At 67.0% G+C, this 15,242-nt stretch carries 25 protein-coding genes; 1 reads left to right on the forward strand and 24 read right to left on the reverse strand.

The window, feature by feature from the left end:
• Window positions 1-32: 32 nt before the first annotated feature.
• From rplR to HZZ00_RS33425, 23 genes are all read right to left on the reverse strand, one after another.
• Window positions 33-416 carry a 50S ribosomal protein L18 gene (gene rplR / locus HZZ00_RS33315; protein WP_070026312.1) on the reverse strand — a complete coding sequence of 128 codons (384 nt, stop codon included), beginning with the start codon at window positions 414-416 and terminating at the stop codon, window positions 33-35.
• A gap of 3 nt (window positions 417-419) precedes the next feature.
• Window positions 420-959 carry a 50S ribosomal protein L6 gene (rplF, locus tag HZZ00_RS33320; protein WP_070026313.1) on the reverse strand — a complete coding sequence of 180 codons (540 nt, stop codon included), beginning with the start codon at window positions 957-959 and terminating at the stop codon, window positions 420-422.
• A 24-nt stretch (window positions 960-983) separates the two neighbouring features.
• Entirely contained in the window at window positions 984-1,382 is a 399-nt protein-coding gene (gene rpsH, locus HZZ00_RS33325; protein WP_014674378.1) for a 30S ribosomal protein S8, read from the reverse strand.
• 212 nt (window positions 1,383-1,594) lie between these two features.
• Entirely contained in the window at window positions 1,595-1,780 is a 186-nt protein-coding gene (locus HZZ00_RS33330; protein WP_003948630.1) for a type Z 30S ribosomal protein S14, read from the reverse strand.
• Window positions 1,781-1,785: 5 nt separating this feature from the next.
• Window positions 1,786-2,343 (reverse strand): 50S ribosomal protein L5, encoded by a 558-nt coding sequence (gene rplE / locus HZZ00_RS33335; RefSeq protein ID WP_070026314.1) that lies wholly within the window; start codon window positions 2,341-2,343, stop codon window positions 1,786-1,788.
• Window positions 2,343-2,666 carry a 50S ribosomal protein L24 gene (rplX, locus tag HZZ00_RS33340; RefSeq protein ID WP_014674376.1) on the reverse strand — a complete coding sequence of 108 codons (324 nt, stop codon included), beginning with the start codon at window positions 2,664-2,666 and terminating at the stop codon, window positions 2,343-2,345. Before rplX ends, rplE begins: the two co-directional genes overlap by 1 nt.
• Before the next feature lie 2 nt (window positions 2,667-2,668).
• Window positions 2,669-3,037 (reverse strand): 50S ribosomal protein L14, encoded by a 369-nt coding sequence (rplN, locus tag HZZ00_RS33345; RefSeq protein WP_003998823.1) that lies wholly within the window; start codon window positions 3,035-3,037, stop codon window positions 2,669-2,671.
• Between the two features lie 104 nt (window positions 3,038-3,141).
• Window positions 3,142-3,426 carry a 30S ribosomal protein S17 gene (rpsQ, locus tag HZZ00_RS33350; protein WP_039656223.1) on the reverse strand — a complete coding sequence of 95 codons (285 nt, stop codon included), beginning with the start codon at window positions 3,424-3,426 and terminating at the stop codon, window positions 3,142-3,144.
• Window positions 3,426-3,650: a 50S ribosomal protein L29 gene (gene rpmC, locus HZZ00_RS33355; RefSeq protein ID WP_007494763.1), complete on the reverse strand. Its 225-nt coding sequence runs from the start codon at window positions 3,648-3,650 to the stop codon at window positions 3,426-3,428. The genes rpsQ and rpmC overlap by 1 nt, the downstream gene beginning before the upstream one ends.
• The gene (gene rplP / locus HZZ00_RS33360) at window positions 3,650-4,069 is read right to left on the reverse strand and encodes a 50S ribosomal protein L16 (protein WP_009190136.1); all 420 of its coding nucleotides are present in this window, start codon (window positions 4,067-4,069) and stop codon (window positions 3,650-3,652) included. Before rplP ends, rpmC begins: the two co-directional genes overlap by 1 nt.
• A 5-nt stretch (window positions 4,070-4,074) precedes the next feature.
• Window positions 4,075-4,899 carry a 30S ribosomal protein S3 gene (rpsC, locus tag HZZ00_RS33365; RefSeq protein ID WP_010036723.1) on the reverse strand — a complete coding sequence of 275 codons (825 nt, stop codon included), beginning with the start codon at window positions 4,897-4,899 and terminating at the stop codon, window positions 4,075-4,077.
• On the reverse strand, window positions 4,899-5,246 hold the full coding sequence (rplV, locus tag HZZ00_RS33370) for a 50S ribosomal protein L22 (protein WP_006130776.1): 348 nt from the start codon (window positions 5,244-5,246) through the stop codon (window positions 4,899-4,901). The genes rpsC and rplV overlap by 1 nt, the downstream gene beginning before the upstream one ends.
• A gap of 45 nt (window positions 5,247-5,291) precedes the next feature.
• A complete protein-coding gene (rpsS, locus tag HZZ00_RS33375; protein ID WP_030641188.1) occupies window positions 5,292-5,573 on the reverse strand; it encodes a 30S ribosomal protein S19 in 282 nt (93 codons plus the stop codon).
• Window positions 5,574-5,585: 12 nt separating this feature from the next.
• Entirely contained in the window at window positions 5,586-6,422 is an 837-nt protein-coding gene (gene rplB, locus HZZ00_RS33380; RefSeq protein WP_070026315.1) for a 50S ribosomal protein L2, read from the reverse strand.
• A 40-nt stretch (window positions 6,423-6,462) separates the two neighbouring features.
• Window positions 6,463-6,882: a 50S ribosomal protein L23 gene (gene rplW, locus HZZ00_RS33385; RefSeq protein ID WP_180329828.1), complete on the reverse strand. Its 420-nt coding sequence runs from the start codon at window positions 6,880-6,882 to the stop codon at window positions 6,463-6,465.
• Window positions 6,882-7,535 carry a 50S ribosomal protein L4 gene (rplD, locus tag HZZ00_RS33390; RefSeq protein ID WP_070026317.1) on the reverse strand — a complete coding sequence of 218 codons (654 nt, stop codon included), beginning with the start codon at window positions 7,533-7,535 and terminating at the stop codon, window positions 6,882-6,884. The genes rplW and rplD overlap by 1 nt, the downstream gene beginning before the upstream one ends.
• An 8-nt stretch (window positions 7,536-7,543) precedes the next feature.
• Window positions 7,544-8,188, reverse strand: a complete 645-nt coding sequence (rplC, locus tag HZZ00_RS33395) for a 50S ribosomal protein L3 (protein ID WP_014674369.1) — start codon at window positions 8,186-8,188, stop codon at window positions 7,544-7,546.
• Window positions 8,189-8,204: 16 nt separating this feature from the next.
• Window positions 8,205-8,513, reverse strand: coding sequence for a 30S ribosomal protein S10 (gene rpsJ, locus HZZ00_RS33400; protein WP_003948644.1), 309 nt, complete (start codon window positions 8,511-8,513; stop codon window positions 8,205-8,207).
• 450 nt (window positions 8,514-8,963) lie between these two features.
• Entirely contained in the window at window positions 8,964-9,986 is a 1,023-nt protein-coding gene (locus HZZ00_RS33405) for a hypothetical protein (protein ID WP_180329829.1), read from the reverse strand.
• Between the two features lie 118 nt (window positions 9,987-10,104).
• Window positions 10,105-12,333 (reverse strand): hypothetical protein, encoded by a 2,229-nt coding sequence (locus tag HZZ00_RS33410; RefSeq protein WP_180329830.1) that lies wholly within the window; start codon window positions 12,331-12,333, stop codon window positions 10,105-10,107.
• Between the two features lie 46 nt (window positions 12,334-12,379).
• Window positions 12,380-12,769 carry a hypothetical protein gene (locus tag HZZ00_RS33415; protein ID WP_180329831.1) on the reverse strand — a complete coding sequence of 130 codons (390 nt, stop codon included), beginning with the start codon at window positions 12,767-12,769 and terminating at the stop codon, window positions 12,380-12,382.
• Window positions 12,770-12,952: 183 nt separating this feature from the next.
• Window positions 12,953-13,132 (reverse strand): DUF397 domain-containing protein, encoded by a 180-nt coding sequence (locus HZZ00_RS33420; RefSeq protein ID WP_180329832.1) that lies wholly within the window; start codon window positions 13,130-13,132, stop codon window positions 12,953-12,955.
• The gene (locus HZZ00_RS33425) at window positions 13,129-13,974 is read right to left on the reverse strand and encodes a helix-turn-helix transcriptional regulator (protein WP_180329833.1); all 846 of its coding nucleotides are present in this window, start codon (window positions 13,972-13,974) and stop codon (window positions 13,129-13,131) included. Before HZZ00_RS33425 ends, HZZ00_RS33420 begins: the two co-directional genes overlap by 4 nt.
• 128 nt (window positions 13,975-14,102) lie before the next feature.
• On the opposite strand from HZZ00_RS33425, the gene HZZ00_RS33430 reads away from it, so the two are divergent.
• On the forward strand, window positions 14,103-14,549 hold the full coding sequence (locus tag HZZ00_RS33430; protein ID WP_374028574.1) for an ATP-binding protein: 447 nt from the start codon (window positions 14,103-14,105) through the stop codon (window positions 14,547-14,549).
• Here the strand turns inward: HZZ00_RS33430 and HZZ00_RS33435 are convergent.
• Entirely contained in the window at window positions 14,546-15,229 is a 684-nt protein-coding gene (locus tag HZZ00_RS33435) for a serine/arginine repetitive matrix protein 2 (RefSeq protein ID WP_180329835.1), read from the reverse strand. The two genes, HZZ00_RS33430 and HZZ00_RS33435, sit on opposite strands and share 4 nt — an antisense overlap.
• Window positions 15,230-15,242: the final 13 nt, after the last annotated feature.

A 15,242-nucleotide genomic window follows, 5' to 3' on the forward strand; every position in this document is an offset into this window, starting at 1 on the left:
CTCTCTGTTTCCGCTAGCTACGGAACCGTGGCTCAGAACTTGAGCCCGGCCTCGCGGGCGGCGTCCGCCAGGGCCGCGATGCGGCCGGCGTACTGGTTACCACCACGGTCGAACACGACGGCCTCGACACCGGCGGCCTTGGCACGCTCGGCGACCAGGGCGCCGACCTGCTTGGCCTGCGCGGACTTGTCGCCCTCGCCACCGCGGATCGAAGCGTCCAGGGTGGACGCCGACGCCAGGGTGTGGCCCTTGAGGTCGTCGATCACCTGCGCCACGATGTGGCGGTTGGAGCGGGTTACGACCAGACGGGGGCGCTCCGCCGTACCGGAGATCCGCTTGCGGATCCGGATGTGACGGCGCTTGATCGCGGCGCGCTTGTAGGCGTCGCCCTTGAGGATCTTCTGCCCGTATGCCATGGCTTACTTACCCGCCTTTCCGACCTTGCGGCGGATGACTTCGCCCTCGTACTTGACGCCCTTGGCCTTGTACGGGTCGGGCTTGCGCAGCTTGCGGATGTTGGCCGCAACCTCGCCGACCTTCTGCTTGTCGATGCCCTCGACCGAGAAACGGGTCGGGGACTCCACCTTGAAGGAGATGCCTTCAGGGGCCTCGACCAGGATCGGGTGGCTGTAACCGAGAGCGAACTCCAGGTTGGAACCCTTGGCGGTCACTCGGTAACCGACACCGCTGATCTCGAGCTTCTTCACGTAACCCTGGGTCACGCCGGTGATCATGTTCGCCACCAGCGTGCGGGACAGGCCGTGCAGGGCCTTGCTCTGACGCTCGTCGTTGGGGCGGGTCACCTGCAGGGTGCCGTCCTCGCCCTTGGCGATGTCGATCGGTGCCACGACGGTGTGGGTCAGCTCGCCCTTGGGGCCCTTGACCTTGACCGTACGGCCGTCGATGGTGACGTCCACGCCGGCGGGAACCGCGATGGGGAGCTTGCCGATACGCGACATAGCTGTTTCCTCCGTTCCCTTCTGCTACCAGACGTAGGCGAGGACTTCCCCACCCACGCCCTTCTTGCCGGCCTGCTTGTCGGTGAGGAGCCCGTGCGACGTGGAGATGATCGCCACGCCGAGGCCACCCAGCACCTTGGGCAGGTTGGTGGACTTCGCGTACACCCGGAGACCGGGCTTGGAGATCCGCTTGATGCCCGCGATGGAGCGCTCACGGTTCGGACCGAACTTCAGCTCGAGAACGAGGTTCTTGCCGACCTCGGCGTCCTCGACCTTCCAGCCCGTGATGAAGCCCTCCTGCTGGAGGATCTCCGCGATGTGAGACTTGATCTTGGAGTGCGGCATCGACACCGAGTCGTGGTAAGCCGAGTTCGCGTTCCGCAGACGCGTAAGCATGTCTGCGATCGGATCAGTCATGGTCATGAATTGGCCTGTGGCCTTTCTCGCCGGGGTTTCCTATATGCGCCATCCCTCTCCCCGTACAGGGACGGGACGGGTGCGGCGCGGGGACCTACGGCGTAGTAAGTCGTTCAGGGCGGCAGAGGCCCAACCCTCCTAGCCTAAGCCATGAGAGTTGACACCTCTGCCTACCCCGGTTGCTTACCGAGAGGTCCAGGTATCCCTAAAAGCAGGGACTACCAGGAGCTCTTGGTCACGCCCGGCAGCTCGCCACGGTGAGCCATCTCACGAAGGCACACGCGGCACAGGCCGAACTTGCGGTACACGGAGTGCGGGCGGCCGCAGCGCTGGCAGCGGGTGTAGCCACGCACACCGAACTTGGGCTTGCGAGCAGCCTTCGCGATGAGAGCCTTCTTCGCCATCTCGCTCACGCCTCCTTGAACGGGAAGCCGAGGTGACGGAGAAGGGCACGGCCCTCTTCGTCGTTGGTCGCCGTGGTCACCACGGTGATGTCCATACCCCGGACGCGGTCGATCTTGTCCTGGTCGATCTCGTGGAACATGACCTGCTCCGTGAGACCGAAGGTGTAGTTGCCACGGCCGTCGAACTGCTTCGGGGACAGGCCGCGGAAGTCGCGGATGCGCGGGAGCGCGAGCGACAGGGTGCGGTCCAGGAACTCCCACATGCGGTCGCCACGGAGCGTGACGTGGGCACCGATCGGCTGGCCCTCACGCAGCTTGAACTGCGCGATGGACTTGCGGGCCTTGGTGACGGCCGGCTTCTGACCGGTGATGGTGGTCAGGTCGCGGATCGCGCCCTCGATCAGCTTCGAGTCACGGGCGGCGTCGCCGACACCCATGTTGACCACGATCTTGACGAGGCCGGGGATCTGCATGACGTTCTCGTACTTGAACTCGTCACGCAGCTTGCCCGCGATCTCGTCACGGTACTTCTGCTTCAGACGCGGAGTGGTGGTGGTAGCCATCAGATGTCCTCACCCGTCCGCTTGGCAACGCGGATCTTGTTGCCCTCTTCGTCGAAGCGGTAACCGACACGCGTGACGACCTTCTGACCGTCCTTCTCCACGACCAGCTGGACGTTGGAGACGTGGATCGGCGCCTCGGTGGTCACGATGCCGCCGGCCTGGGAGCCGCTGGCGGTCGGGCCGGCCTTGGTGTGCTTCTTGACCCGGTTGACACCCTCGACCAGGACACGCTCCTCGCGCGGGTAAGCGGCAATGACCTTGCCCTGCTTGCCCTTGTCCTTGCCGGTGATGACCTGGACCAGGTCGCCCTTCTTGATCTTCATGCTTACAGCACCTCCGGCGCGAGCGAGATGATCTTCATGAACTTCTTCTCGCGCAGCTCACGGCCGACCGGGCCGAAGATACGGGTGCCGCGAGGGTCGCCGTCGTTCTTCAGAATGACGGCGGCGTTCTCGTCGAAGCGGATGTACGAGCCGTCCGGACGGCGGCGCTCCTTGACGGTGCGAACGATGACCGCCTTGACGACGTCACCCTTCTTCACGTTGCCACCGGGGATCGCGTCCTTGACGGTGGCGACGATGACGTCACCGATGCCCGCGTAGCGGCGACCGGAGCCACCGAGCACACGGATGCAAAGGATCTCCTTCGCACCAGTGTTGTCGGCGACACGCAGTCGCGACTCCTGCTGGATCACGTCTATCTCCTGTTTGTCTGCCGGTTCCCGGCAGGGGTTCCGTTAGGAGACCCCTGCCGAGCCTGGCGGAACTGACCTGCGAGGCAACTGCCCCGCAGGAATTGCTACTTGGCCTTCTCGAGGATCTCGACGACGCGCCAGCGCTTCGTCGCGGACAGCGGCCGGGTCTCCATCAGGAGGACGCGGTCGCCGACGCCCGCGGCGTTCTGCTCGTCGTGCGCCTTGAGCTTGTTCGTACGACGGATGACCTTGCCGTACAGCGCGTGCTTGACACGGTCCTCGACGGCGACGACGACGGTCTTGTCCATCTTGTCGCTGACGACCAGACCCTCACGGGTCTTGCGGAAACCGCGAGCTTCCTTGTTCTCAGTCACGTTGCTCTCGCTCATCAGGCGTTCTCCACCGTCTCGATGCCGAGCTCACGCTCACGCATGAGGGTGTAGATCCGGGCGATGTCCTTGCGGACCGCCTTCAGACGGCCGTGGTTCTCGAGCTGACCCGTGGCCGCCTGGAAGCGGAGGTTGAACAGCTCTTCCTTGGCCTCGCGGAGCTTCGCCAGAAGCTCCTCGTTGCCCAGCTCGCGCAGCTCGGACGCCTTGGTACCGGCCGACATCACGCTTCACCTGCCTCGCGCTTGACGATCCGGCACTTCATCGGCAGCTTGTGGGCCGCACGGGTCAGCGCCTCACGGGCGATCTTCTCGTTGGGGTACGACAGCTCGAACATCACACGTCCGGGCTTGACGTTGGCGATCCACCACTCAGGAGAACCCTTACCGGAACCCATGCGGGTCTCGGCGGGCTTCTTGGTGAGCGGACGGTCCGGGTAGATGTTGATCCAGACCTTGCCGCCACGCTTGATGTGACGGGTCATCGCGATACGAGCCGCCTCGATCTGGCGGTTCGTGACGTAGGCCGGGGTCAGCGCCTGGATGCCGTACTCGCCGAACGCAACCTGCGTCCCACCCTTGGACATACCGTTGCGCTTCGGGTGGTGCTGCTTGCGGTGCTTGACCCTACGGGGGATCAGCATTTCGGTCAGGCCTCCGTTCCGGTGCTCTCAGCCGGAGCGGCGGCGGCGGGAGCCTCGGCCTTGGGGGCCTCGGCGCCGGCAGCCTGCTGCGGCTTGCGACCGCGCCGCTCGCCACCGCGGCCACCACGGGCCGGGCGGTCGGCACCACCACGGGCCGGGCGGTTACCCGCACGGGCCGCAGCGTTCTCGGCGCGGACCTCGGCGATGTTCTTGACGTCGCCCTTGTAGATCCAGACCTTCACGCCGATGCGGCCGAAGGTCGTCTTGGCCTCGAAGAAGCCGTAGTCCACGTTCGCGCGGAGCGTGTGCAGGGGCACACGGCCCTCGCGGTAGAACTCCGAGCGGGACATCTCGGCGCCGCCGAGACGGCCACCGCACTGGATCTTGATGCCCTTGGCGCCCGCCTTCATGGCCGACTGCATGCTCTTGCGCATGGCACGGCGGAAGGAGACGCGGGAGGACAGCTGCTCGGCGACGGCCTGGGCCACCAGCTGAGCGTCCGTCTCCGGGTTCTTGACCTCGAGGATGTTCAGCTGGACCTGCTTGCCGGTCAGCTTCTCCAGGTCACCGCGGATGCGGTCGGCCTCGGCGCCGCGGCGGCCGATGACGATGCCCGGGCGAGCGGTGTGGATGTCCACGCGGACGCGGTCACGGGTGCGCTCGATCTCGACCTTCGAGATGCCGGCGCGCTCCATGCCGGACGTCATCATCCGACGGATGGCGACGTCTTCCTTGACGTAGTCCTTGTACAGCTTGTCGGCGTACCAACGCGACTTGAAGTCGGTCGTGACACCGAGCCGGAACCCGTGCGGGTTTACCTTCTGGCCCATTACCGGGTTCCTTCCTTGCTGCTGACGACCACGGTGATGTGGCTGGTCCGCTTGCGGATCCGGTAGGCACGGCCCTGGGCACGCGGACGGAACCGCTTCAGGGTCGGGCCCTCGTCGACGTAGGCCTCGGAGATGAAGAGGCTGTCGACATCGGTGTGGTCGTAGTTGTGCGCGGCGTTGGCAATGGCGCTGTCGAGCACCTTGCCCACCGGAACCGAGGCTGCCTGCGGAGCGAATCGCAGAACAGCCTGGGCCTCCGTGGCGTCCATGCCACGGATGAGGTCCACCACACGGCGGGCCTTCATGGGCGTGACGCGGATGTACCGCGCCTGGGCCCTGGCTTCCATGGTTGTCCCTTCAGAGTTACTTACGTGTCTGAATGCGATCCGCTGTTAGCGGCGCTTCGACTTCCGGTCTTCCTTGACGTGGCCCCGGAAGGTGCGGGTCGGCGAGAACTCGCCGAGCTTGTGGCCGACCATCGACTCGGTGACGAACACCGGGATGTGGGTCTTGCCGTTGTGCACCGCGATCGTGTGGCCGAGCATGGCCGGGACGATCATCGAGCGACGGGACCAGGTCTTGATGACGTTCTTGGTGCCGGCTTCGTTCTGCGTGTCCACCTTCTTCATCAGGTGGTCGTCGACGAAGGGCCCCTTCTTCAAGCTACGAGGCATCTCAACCCGTCCTTAGCGCTTCTTGTTCGTCTTGCGGCGGCGGACGATGTACTTGTTCGACGCCTTCTTGGGCGAACGAGTACGGCCTTCCTTCTTGCCCCACGGGGACACAGGGTGACGACCACCTGAGGTCCGGCCCTCACCACCACCGTGCGGGTGGTCAACCGGGTTCATGACCACACCACGGACGGTCGGGCGAACGCCCAGCCACCGCTTACGGCCCGCCTTGCCCCAGTTGATGTTGCTCTGCTCGGCGTTGCCGACCTCGCCGACGGTGGCGCGGCAGCGGACGTCGACCAGGCGGATCTCACCGGACGGCATGCGCAGGTGGGCCATGGAGCCCTCCTTCGCGAGCAGCTGCACCGAGGCGCCGGCGGAGCGGGCGAACTTGGCGCCGCCGCCCGGCCGCAGCTCGATGGCGTGCAGCGTGGTACCGACCGGGATGTTGCGCAGGGCGAGGTTGTTGCCCGGCTTGATGTCGGCCCCGGGACCGTTCTCGACGCGGTCGCCCTGGCTCAGGCCACGCGGCGCGAGGATGTAGCGCTTCTCGCCGTCCGCGTAGTGCAGGAGCGCGATGCGCGCGGTGCGGTTGGGGTCGTACTCGATGTGCGCGACCTTCGCCGGCACGCCGTCCTTGTCGTGACGACGGAAGTCGATCACTCGGTAGGCGCGCTTGTGTCCGCCACCCTGGTGGCGAACGGTCACACGACCGGCGTTGTTACGGCCGCCCTTGCTGTGCAGGGGACGGACCAGCGACTTCTCCGGCGTGGACCGCGTGACCTCGACGAAGTCGGCGACGCTGGCGCCACGACGGCCCGGCGTAGTCGGCTTGTACTTGCGGATTCCCATTTCTCAGTCCTCGTCCGATATCGGACGATCCGGACCGCCCTCAGGCGGTCGGACCGCCGAAGATGTCGATACGGTCGCCCTCGGCGAGGGTCACGATCGCGCGCTTGGTCGCCGCGCGCTGGCCGAAGCCGGTGCGGGTGCGCTTGCGCTTGCCCTGGCGGTTGATCGTGTTGACCCCGGTGACCTTGACGTCGAAGACCGCCTGGACGGCCTGCTTGATCTGGGTCTTGTTGGCGTTCGGGTCGACGATGAACGTGTACTTGTTCTCGTCGAGAAGCGCGTAGCTCTTCTCGGAGACGACCGGCTTCAGCAGGACGTCACGGGGGTCCGTGTACGCCTTGCTCAGCGGGGTCTCGACGGTGTTCTTGCCCTCGGCGGCGTGGCGACGCGCCTTGGCGACGCGCGCGGCCTTGGCGGCCTTGGCGGCCTTCGAGGCGATAGCGGGGTGACGGATAGCCATCAGGCCTCGCTCCCTTCGGTGTCATTGGCCTTCGGGCCGGACACGAAGGACTCGAAAGCGGCCTGGGTGAAGACCACGTCGTCCGAGACGAGAACGTCGTACGTGTTCAGCTGGCCCGGCTCCAGGATGTGGACCTGGGGCAGGTTGCGGGCGGACAGCCACGCGGCCTCGTCGGCGCGGTCGACGACCAGGAGCAGGTTCTTGCGCTCCGAGATCTTGCCGAACAGCGACTTGGCGGCCTTGGTGCTGGGGGTCTCGCCCTCGACCACGCCGGCGACGACGTGGATGCGGTTGTGACGCGCCCGGTCGGTGAGGGCACCGCGCAGGGCGGCGGCCTTCATCTTCTTCGGGGTGCGCTGCGAGTAGTCACGCGGCACGGGACCGTGCACGACGCCACCACCGGCGAACTGCGGCGCGCGGGTCGAACCCTGACGGGCGCGACCGGTGCCCTTCTGGCGGTACGGCTTCTTGCCGCCACCGCGGACCTCGCCACGCGTCTTGGTCTTGTGCGTGCCCTGGCGGGCAGCGGCCAGCTGGGCGACGACGACCTGGTGGATCAGCGGAACGCTGACCTTGGCGTCGAAGATCTCCGCGGGGAGCTCGACGGAACCGGCCTTCTCGCCCGCCGGCGAAAGGATGTCAACAGTGCTCATCGGTTACCTCAGGCCCCCTTGGCCGCGGTGCGGACCAGGACGAGGCCGCCGTTCGGACCGGGAACCGCGCCCTTGATGAGCAGCAGACCCTTCTCCGCGTCAACGGCGTGGACGGTCAGGTTCTGGGTGGTGACCCGCTCGTTGCCCATGCGACCCGCCATGCGGAGGCCCTTGAACACACGACCCGGGGTGGCGCAGCCACCGATGGAACCGGGCGAGCGGTGCTTGCGCTGGGTGCCGTGCCCGGCGCCGAGGCCACGGAAGTTGTGGCGCTTCATGACGCCGGCGAAGCCCTTGCCCTTGCTCTTGCCGGTCACGTCGACCTTCACGCCGGCCTCGAACACCTCGGCGGTGATCTCCTGGCCCAGCGTGTACTCGGAGGCGTCCGCGGTGCGGATCTCGACGAGGTGGCGACGGGGGGTGACGTCGGCCTTGGCGAAGTGGCCCTTGAGGGGCTTGTTCACCTTGCGCGGGTCGATCTCGCCGAAGGCGATCTGGACCGACTCGTAGCCGTCGACGTCGTTCGTACGAACCTGGGTCACGACGTTGGGGCCGGCCTTGACGACGGTGACCGGGACGACACGGTTGTTCTCGTCCCAGACCTGCGTCATGCCGAGCTTCTCGCCCAGGATGCCCTTGATCTGCTTAGCCATTCTCAGCCCACCAGCCTCAGAGCTTGATCTCGATGTCGACACCGGCCGGGAGGTCGAGTCGCATCAGAGAGTCAACGGTCTTGGGGGTCGGGTCGAGGATGTCGATCAGGCGCTTGTGCGTGCGCATCTCGAAGTGCTCGCGCGAGTCCTTGTACTTGTGCGGCGACTTGATGACGCAGTACACGTTCTTCTCAGTGGGCAGCGGCACCGGGCCCGCGACCGACGCACCAGTGCGAGTCACCGTCTCGACGATCTTCTTCGCCGAAGAGTCGATGACCTCGTGGTCGTAGGCCTTGAGCCGGATGCGGATCTTCTGTCCCGCCATGGCTACTCAGTAGTCCTGTCTCTTCTCACGCTCTGGAACCCGGCGGATTCCTTCTGCTGCCTTCGTTTCTCCGACCCACGCGGTCGGGCGTGTCGCGCTCCCGCTGACATGAATGTCCCTTGTTCGAACATCCCTGCGGGGAATGCGCACGGCCCTTCCGGAAACCGCGGACCGGGGACCTTAGGCCCACCGGGCGCCTGGCCGGTGCCGCGCTCACACTTCCCGGAAGATTCCCGTACGTCCGCCCCAGTGCTGCCCGAGGGCAGTTAGGACGACGAGTACTGTGGGACTCGCTTCCGGTCCTCCCGGCGGGAGGCGCGCAGCATCAACACTCGACCGAGCAACTCGGACAGTCTGCCATACGGGGCAGGCAGACCGCCAATCGAGCCGAAGAGATTACCCCGGGGGTGACGTAGGTCAAACCGGGGACGGGGCGGCGCCGGGCCGGCTTCACGCCCGGGCCGCCATCCTTACGTCGGTGCAGCCGCGCTGCTTCGCCTCGTGCTCGGCGAAGAGCTGCAGGGCATCGTGGGCGAACGAGCCGGAGAAGTGCGGGACCGGGTAGGTGTCGGTGTCCCCGTCGTACAGGCGGTACAACACGAACACCGCCTGCTGGTCCGACTGCGGGCACGTCGCGGTGGCCCAGGCGTAGTCACGGTCGCCGTGCGTGGGCCCGTATCCCTCCCTGAGCTGGTTGCCCTCGCTTGTCAGGAAGTCCTTGGCAGCGGCGCCGTAATAGGCGTAGAGACCGTAGCCGGGCTTCTTCGCCTTCGTGGCCAGGAAGCAGTTCGTCTGCGGGGCGTCCGGGTCCGCCGGGTATTCCATGACCTCGGGCGTGCCGTTGCCCTCCGCGTCCGTCCCGCGCAGCGCGGCACATGACCCCTCGGCCTGCGGCAGCGGCTTCGCCGTCCCGGGTGCGCCAAGCCGGGCGGTGGACAGGTCGGTGAGCCGCCTTCCTGCCTTCACCTGGCAGCCGTGTTTCTCGGCTGCCTTTCGGGCGGTCTCGGTGGTCACCTGACCGAGTCCTGTCAGGGTCACGCCATTCGCCGGGCCGAGCAGGTCGCCGTAGGCGACCAAGGCCTTGTTCTTCTGGTTGACGCAGTCCAGCGCGGCCATGACCTGATAGGTGCCGCCCTCGTGCCTGACGACACCGGACCAGCCGTGGCCGAGGGGCGCCGCCTGTCCCCGCACTCCGTCGTAATCCGCGTTGTACCAGGTGAGCATGGCGGAAGGAGCCTTCGCCGTGCTCCAGCGCAGCTTCAGCTCCAGGGAACTGGCCTGCGGCCCGGACTCCGGGTTGCGGATACGGCAGGAGGCCAGATAATCACTGTCGCCCTCGCCCCCCTCGTCGGCGCTGAAGTGCGACGAGTGCAGTGCCGCGCTGAGCCCGCCCTGTGCCAGGGTGCCGTCACACGCCCGGTCCAGCGAGCCGGTGTCGCCCCTGTCGCCGAAGATCCCAGCGCTGTAGAGCACCGCTCCCACCAGCGCCAGAACAAGCAGGCCCGCCCCTGTGTACCACCCGACGTGTACACGTCGGGATCCGGATTTCGTCTGCATCGTGCTCATTCCGTCGAAGGCCGTCGTACGCCGCTCAGCGGTCGGCGCGGAGCGTGCTCAGGGTTCGGTCACGTCCGTGTGCGTAGTCGTCCTGACCCGCGTGGACGTAGTACTTCGTCCAGTCGCTGTCGACGGCGTGACCGCGGCTGTCCGCCCATGACCTGACCAGCTTCTCGACGTCGTGCTGACCGGCGTCGTAGGTCTTGGCGTTCTGCTCGGTCGCGGCGAGGTTCGCTTCTGCCACGTGTTCCTTGTTCGACTCGTACGCCCACACGTCGAGCGTTTTCTGACTGAGGTCTCCGATGGGGCTGAGGTCCGTCACAGGATTGAACATCAGCGCGGTGCTGAGGGACGTGCCGAGGCCGTGGTTGAAGTCGGCTGCCCACTGCGTCTTCTTGAACCGCTCGTCGTAGATGATGTCCGACCGGATGCCGTCATAGGCGCCCATGGCACGGGACGACTCCACGATGCGGTCCCGGATCGTCTTGTCGCCGGCGTCCAAGGGGATCGTGTCCAGGACATGGTGCGAGTACTGCTGCTCGGCCCCGTAGAGGTGCCCGAACGCCTCCGGGTCGTTGGCGATGCCGCGCATGACAGCGGCGAGCCGCTGGTGCCCGACGGCCATGTGCGCGCCGTCCTTGTCGCTCCAGACGGAACCCGAGCTGTCCCAGTCGATGTCGTACTTCGACGACGACTCCGCGTAGGTCTCATGGGTGTCGGCCGTGTACGACGTCATGATGTGAGCCAGCGGCCGGACGAGGTTCGTCGGCAGGTCCTGGGCGTGCTTGTCGGTGTACAGCGTATTGATCGTCTGCTGGAGGATGCGGGCCTGCGGCTCGCTGTGCTCGCCGATCGGGTGGTAGGCGCCGGGCGCCTGGCCGGTCGTCGCGGCCTCCAAAGCCGCGCCGAAGCCCTTGCGGACGTCGCCGTCTTCCGCCATGACGGGCATGCCGACCGTCGTGCCGCCGGGCGGAGTCGCGAAGTGGTCCACGACCGTGTTCCAGTCCCGGTTGTGAAGCAGGTACTGCAGGTTGTCGTTGTGAGCCGGGTCCAGGTAGCCGGTACTCGTCTTCGGGTCCTGGGACATGATGCCGAGCACGCCGTCGAGCGGGTCGTTGGCGAACCAGCCCCGATCCTTGCCGCTGAATTCGTCTCGCAGGGCCCAGATGGACTCGGTGTGGCCCTGAGCCGCGTAGGACTCCTCGGCGTGCCGGATGTCGTCGGCGGTGTCCTCCAGGAACTGCCCGCTGTAGCCGTGCCCCTGCTGCATCAGGGTGACCAGGCTCTGGTAACCGCGGACCTTCTCATCCGGGATGGGACTGAGGCCGTCCACCTTGAACTGCTCGGTTCCGGCCTTCTGCATGTCCGACCGGAACTTTGCGTAGAAGGACGAGTGCGGGTCCTGGGTGGCGGTCGCCAGCGTCGTGGCGAGCCCCTTCTGGATGTCCAGGTACTGCCCGCTGTGCTGCTTGTCGTCGTGGTAGGCGAGACCGTCGAGGCTGTTGGAAAGTTGCAGGGTGCCCTTGGCGCCCAGCTCGTCCAACAGGGTCTGGCTGAACGCCTTGTCATCGGAGTTGTCGTGGAAGAGGCGCTGCAGCTCCTTGTAGTCGGCCGCCGAGGCATTGCCGGAGTTGACGCGCTGAGCGATGTCCTTGGCCTCGTCGGCCTCGTACTTCTCGATGTCGCCCTGCGCCTTGCCGTTGAAGCCGAGGCCCGTGCCGTCGCCCATGTCGGGCCCCTTCACGACGGCGGCGAGGGCGACCTCGACCCCCTTGTCGGCATCGTCGACATCCTTCACGCACCGGTCTATGTGCGCCTGCCAGGCAGCGACGTCCTTGCGGATGCTCTCCTGGTAATCGGGGTCGTGCACGTAGGCCATCCGCTCGCCCTGGCTCAGCTTCTCCGTGTCGAACGAAACCACACCCTGGTCCGACACCTTCATGCCCTTGGCGATCGCGTCGTCCCGCGCCGCTTCCAGCTTCTTGCGCAGGTCCACGAACTGGGTGTGCGCGTCACGCAGGAGCGAGGCGATCGCCTTGGCCTCGATCTGGGCATTCTGGAATTCCGTGAGCCTGACGCCGAAGAGCGCGTTCGCGGCCTGCTGGCTCTCACCGGCGAACGTCGGGCGCATGGTGATGCCGTGCACGTCCCTCCGGTAGGCGGTCTCCTGCTTGCCGAACTCCGTCGCCATGCCGTCCCAGCGTTCGGCGGCCGTGGTGAGCGTGGACAGGTCCGTCGTCAGGATCTCGTGGTACGTCGGCATGGTTCCCCGTTGAATGCAGTGGCGTACGAGTGGGCCCGGTTGAGCGTCAGTGCGTCGGTGACGAGTACGTGTCGAAGACCGACACCCTGCGCACGTTCGTGTGCGTCTCGATGTCCGATCCGGTCATCACGGAGTCGTTCCTTCGAAGGGCCGCCTCGTCGTCCTTCAGTCGGCTCACGAGGCCCTGAACCTGTTCCCCCCAGGTCTTGTGCGCCTTGCGCACGGCACCGGACGTCAGCCAGCCGTGCCCGTCCTTCGCGTCGAACGCCTTGACCACGGCGCCCGTCTCGTCGTCCGCCCAGCGCCCCGCCTTCGCGGTGTCCGGCTCGATGTCCTTGTTGAGCGTGTTGGCGGCGCTCTGCTTGTCGGCGGAAGAGTGCGCGACGTCCGGCCCGCCACCCAGGTCACCCGGCAGCTGGTTGAGCCGTATTCCCACCGACTGTCCGCGGCCGCTTCCCGACATGTGTCAACCCCCGCTTGCGTACTGACGTGGCTGCGTCACGCTAACAAACGCCCCGATGACCATGGGTAGTTGGGCTCGCTCTTGGCGCATTCCTGACAGCGAGAGCGACGATCTCGACCCAGGCGCCGGCTCCCTTCAAAGACGGGCTCGTCGTCGTCAGAGCGCACGCACGAACTCCGACCACGCCTCAGGCGTGACGGCCAGCCGGGGGCCGTCGGGCTTCTTGGAGTCGCGGACGTGGACGGTGGCGGGGACGGTGGCGATCTCGACGCAGTCGTTGCCGTTGCTGCTGTCGCTGTGGCTGCTCTTGAACCAGTGGAGTTCCGGGGTGCTCATAGTTCTCCCAGCGCTTGCTCGATGAAGGCCAGAGACTCCTCTGGCGTGAGCGCCTGAGCCCGGATGATGCCATAGCGCAGGTCGAGGAAACGGAGTTGCCTGGGGTTCGAGACCGGGCGACCCGAGAAGTCACCGTCGGTACGGCCCATCCCCGTGCCGTCGGCGAACTTGAGTACCTGGATCCTGCCACCCGTCCCCGGATGATTCGCCCGCGCGGTCGGCATCACCTGAAGCTCCACGAACGGCAACTCGGCCACCTCCAGCATGTGTTGGAGCTGTCGGCGCAGCACCATTGTGTCCCCGATCGGGCGGCGCAGCGTCACCTCTTCCTGGACGAAGCTGAACTCCGGTGAGGGCGACCGCTCGAAGACGGACTTCCGGGCCATCCGGGCTCCCACCATGCGCTCCAGCTGGTCGGGCGAGTAGGCGGGACGCCAGGTGCGCAGGAGCGCTCGCGCGTACTCCTCCGTCTGCAGCAGACCGTGGATGTTGTGGTTGCTGTACAGCGACATCTCCACCGCCCGTCCCTCCAGTTCCGCCAGCTCCCGTACCTTCCTGGGGTACCGCGCCTTCCTCATGTCCTCCATGAAGGCGCGCAGGTGCCCCTGGGCCTTCAGGACGGTGTCCGCCTTGTCCAGGACCTCCGGCCGGGGGATGCGCACCCCGCGCTCGATCTTGCGGATCATGTCCTCGCCGTAGCCGAGCGCCTCGGCCAGCTCGGGTACGGTCAGCCCGGCCGCCTCCCGGCACACCTTGAGAAGGCGTCCCACCGCCTGCACGATCGACTCGATCTCGTCGCCCGGCTCGACGTCCCAGCCCGCTTCGTCCACGCTCTCGCTCACAGCGCCTCCCTCGACGTGCACTCCTGCTCGTACAACGCCTGAGACAGCCGAGACAGCCGAGACAAACCGGGGACAGTCACCGTACGCAAGGGCGTTGTCACCCCCCCACGGAAGCACGCTCGACCACGCTGAGTGACGTGAATCAGGAAACCGTCGAGCCGTCGGCCGAACTCGCCGACCCCGCCCGCACCTTCACCCAGCTGCTGTCCGCCACACCGCGCGGCGCCCGGCTCGCCCGGCTGCTCGCCGTGGAGCAGTTGCGCACCTGGGGGATCTCCTCGGAGGCGGCCGCACACGTGGTCGCCGAGCTGGCGGCCAATGCCGCGACCCACGGCCGGGTGCCCGGCAGGAGCTTCCGGCTCACCCTCTCCCTCGTCGCCGGCACGCTCCGCATCGAGCTGACCGACACCCGCCGCGAACGGTTGCCGCAGGTCCGGCTCCCCTGCGCCGAACGGGAGACGGGCAGGGGTCTGCTGCTGGTGGAGGCGCTGGCCGACCGCTGGGGTGTGTCCTGGGACAAGGTGCCGTGCAAGACGGTGTGGGCGGAGATCACCGTCCCGGGACAGCACATCTAGGCCACCGGCCCGGCCGGAGGCCACGGTGCGGCTCCGGAGGGGGGCGGGCCCCACATGGGGGGCGTCGCCGCGGCGAGGAGCCGGCGGCGGTGGCGGCCGCGGCGGACCGCGGTGACGATGCAGATGGCCGGTACCGCGACCGCCGCCGTCAGGAAGCAGCCGACCGCGGCCAGGATGCCGCCGACCATGCCGCCCACCTCGGGCTTGTCGCCCAGCGCGAACTCGGCCCCGGGGACCTCCGAGGCGCAGATGACCGGGTAGTCGCCGCTGGTCCGCGGGGTGAACTCGAGGACACGGTCCCAGGAGCGGGCTCCGTGGGTGACGCGGAAGGTGCCGGCCGGCTTGGTCAGCGAATCGGCCAGTTCACGCGGGATACGGCAGTCGACGTGCCCCCACCGGGACTGGGAGACGTAGATCGCCCGGGTCTTGCCCCGGGTGAAGCCGAACGTGCGCTGTTCCCCGCCGGCGAACGTGTGCGCCGTGTAAACCGAGTTCACCGTGTCCTTGATCGCGAGCACGACGAGGGTGACCCCGGTGCCGACCAGGACGGCACCGAGCAGTGCGGCCACCACGTACCACAGGCGCCTGGGCCGCAGATCCTTCGCCGGGATGACGGGCGGCGCGGGGGGCGGGCCGCCGTAACCGCCGTACGGTGCACCCCAGGTGTTCGGTATGGCCATGACGCCGCATCGT

It is taken from the genome of Streptomyces sp. NEAU-sy36, assembly GCF_013423905.1.
Lineage (GTDB): Bacteria > Actinomycetota > Actinomycetes > Streptomycetales > Streptomycetaceae > Streptomyces > Streptomyces misionensis.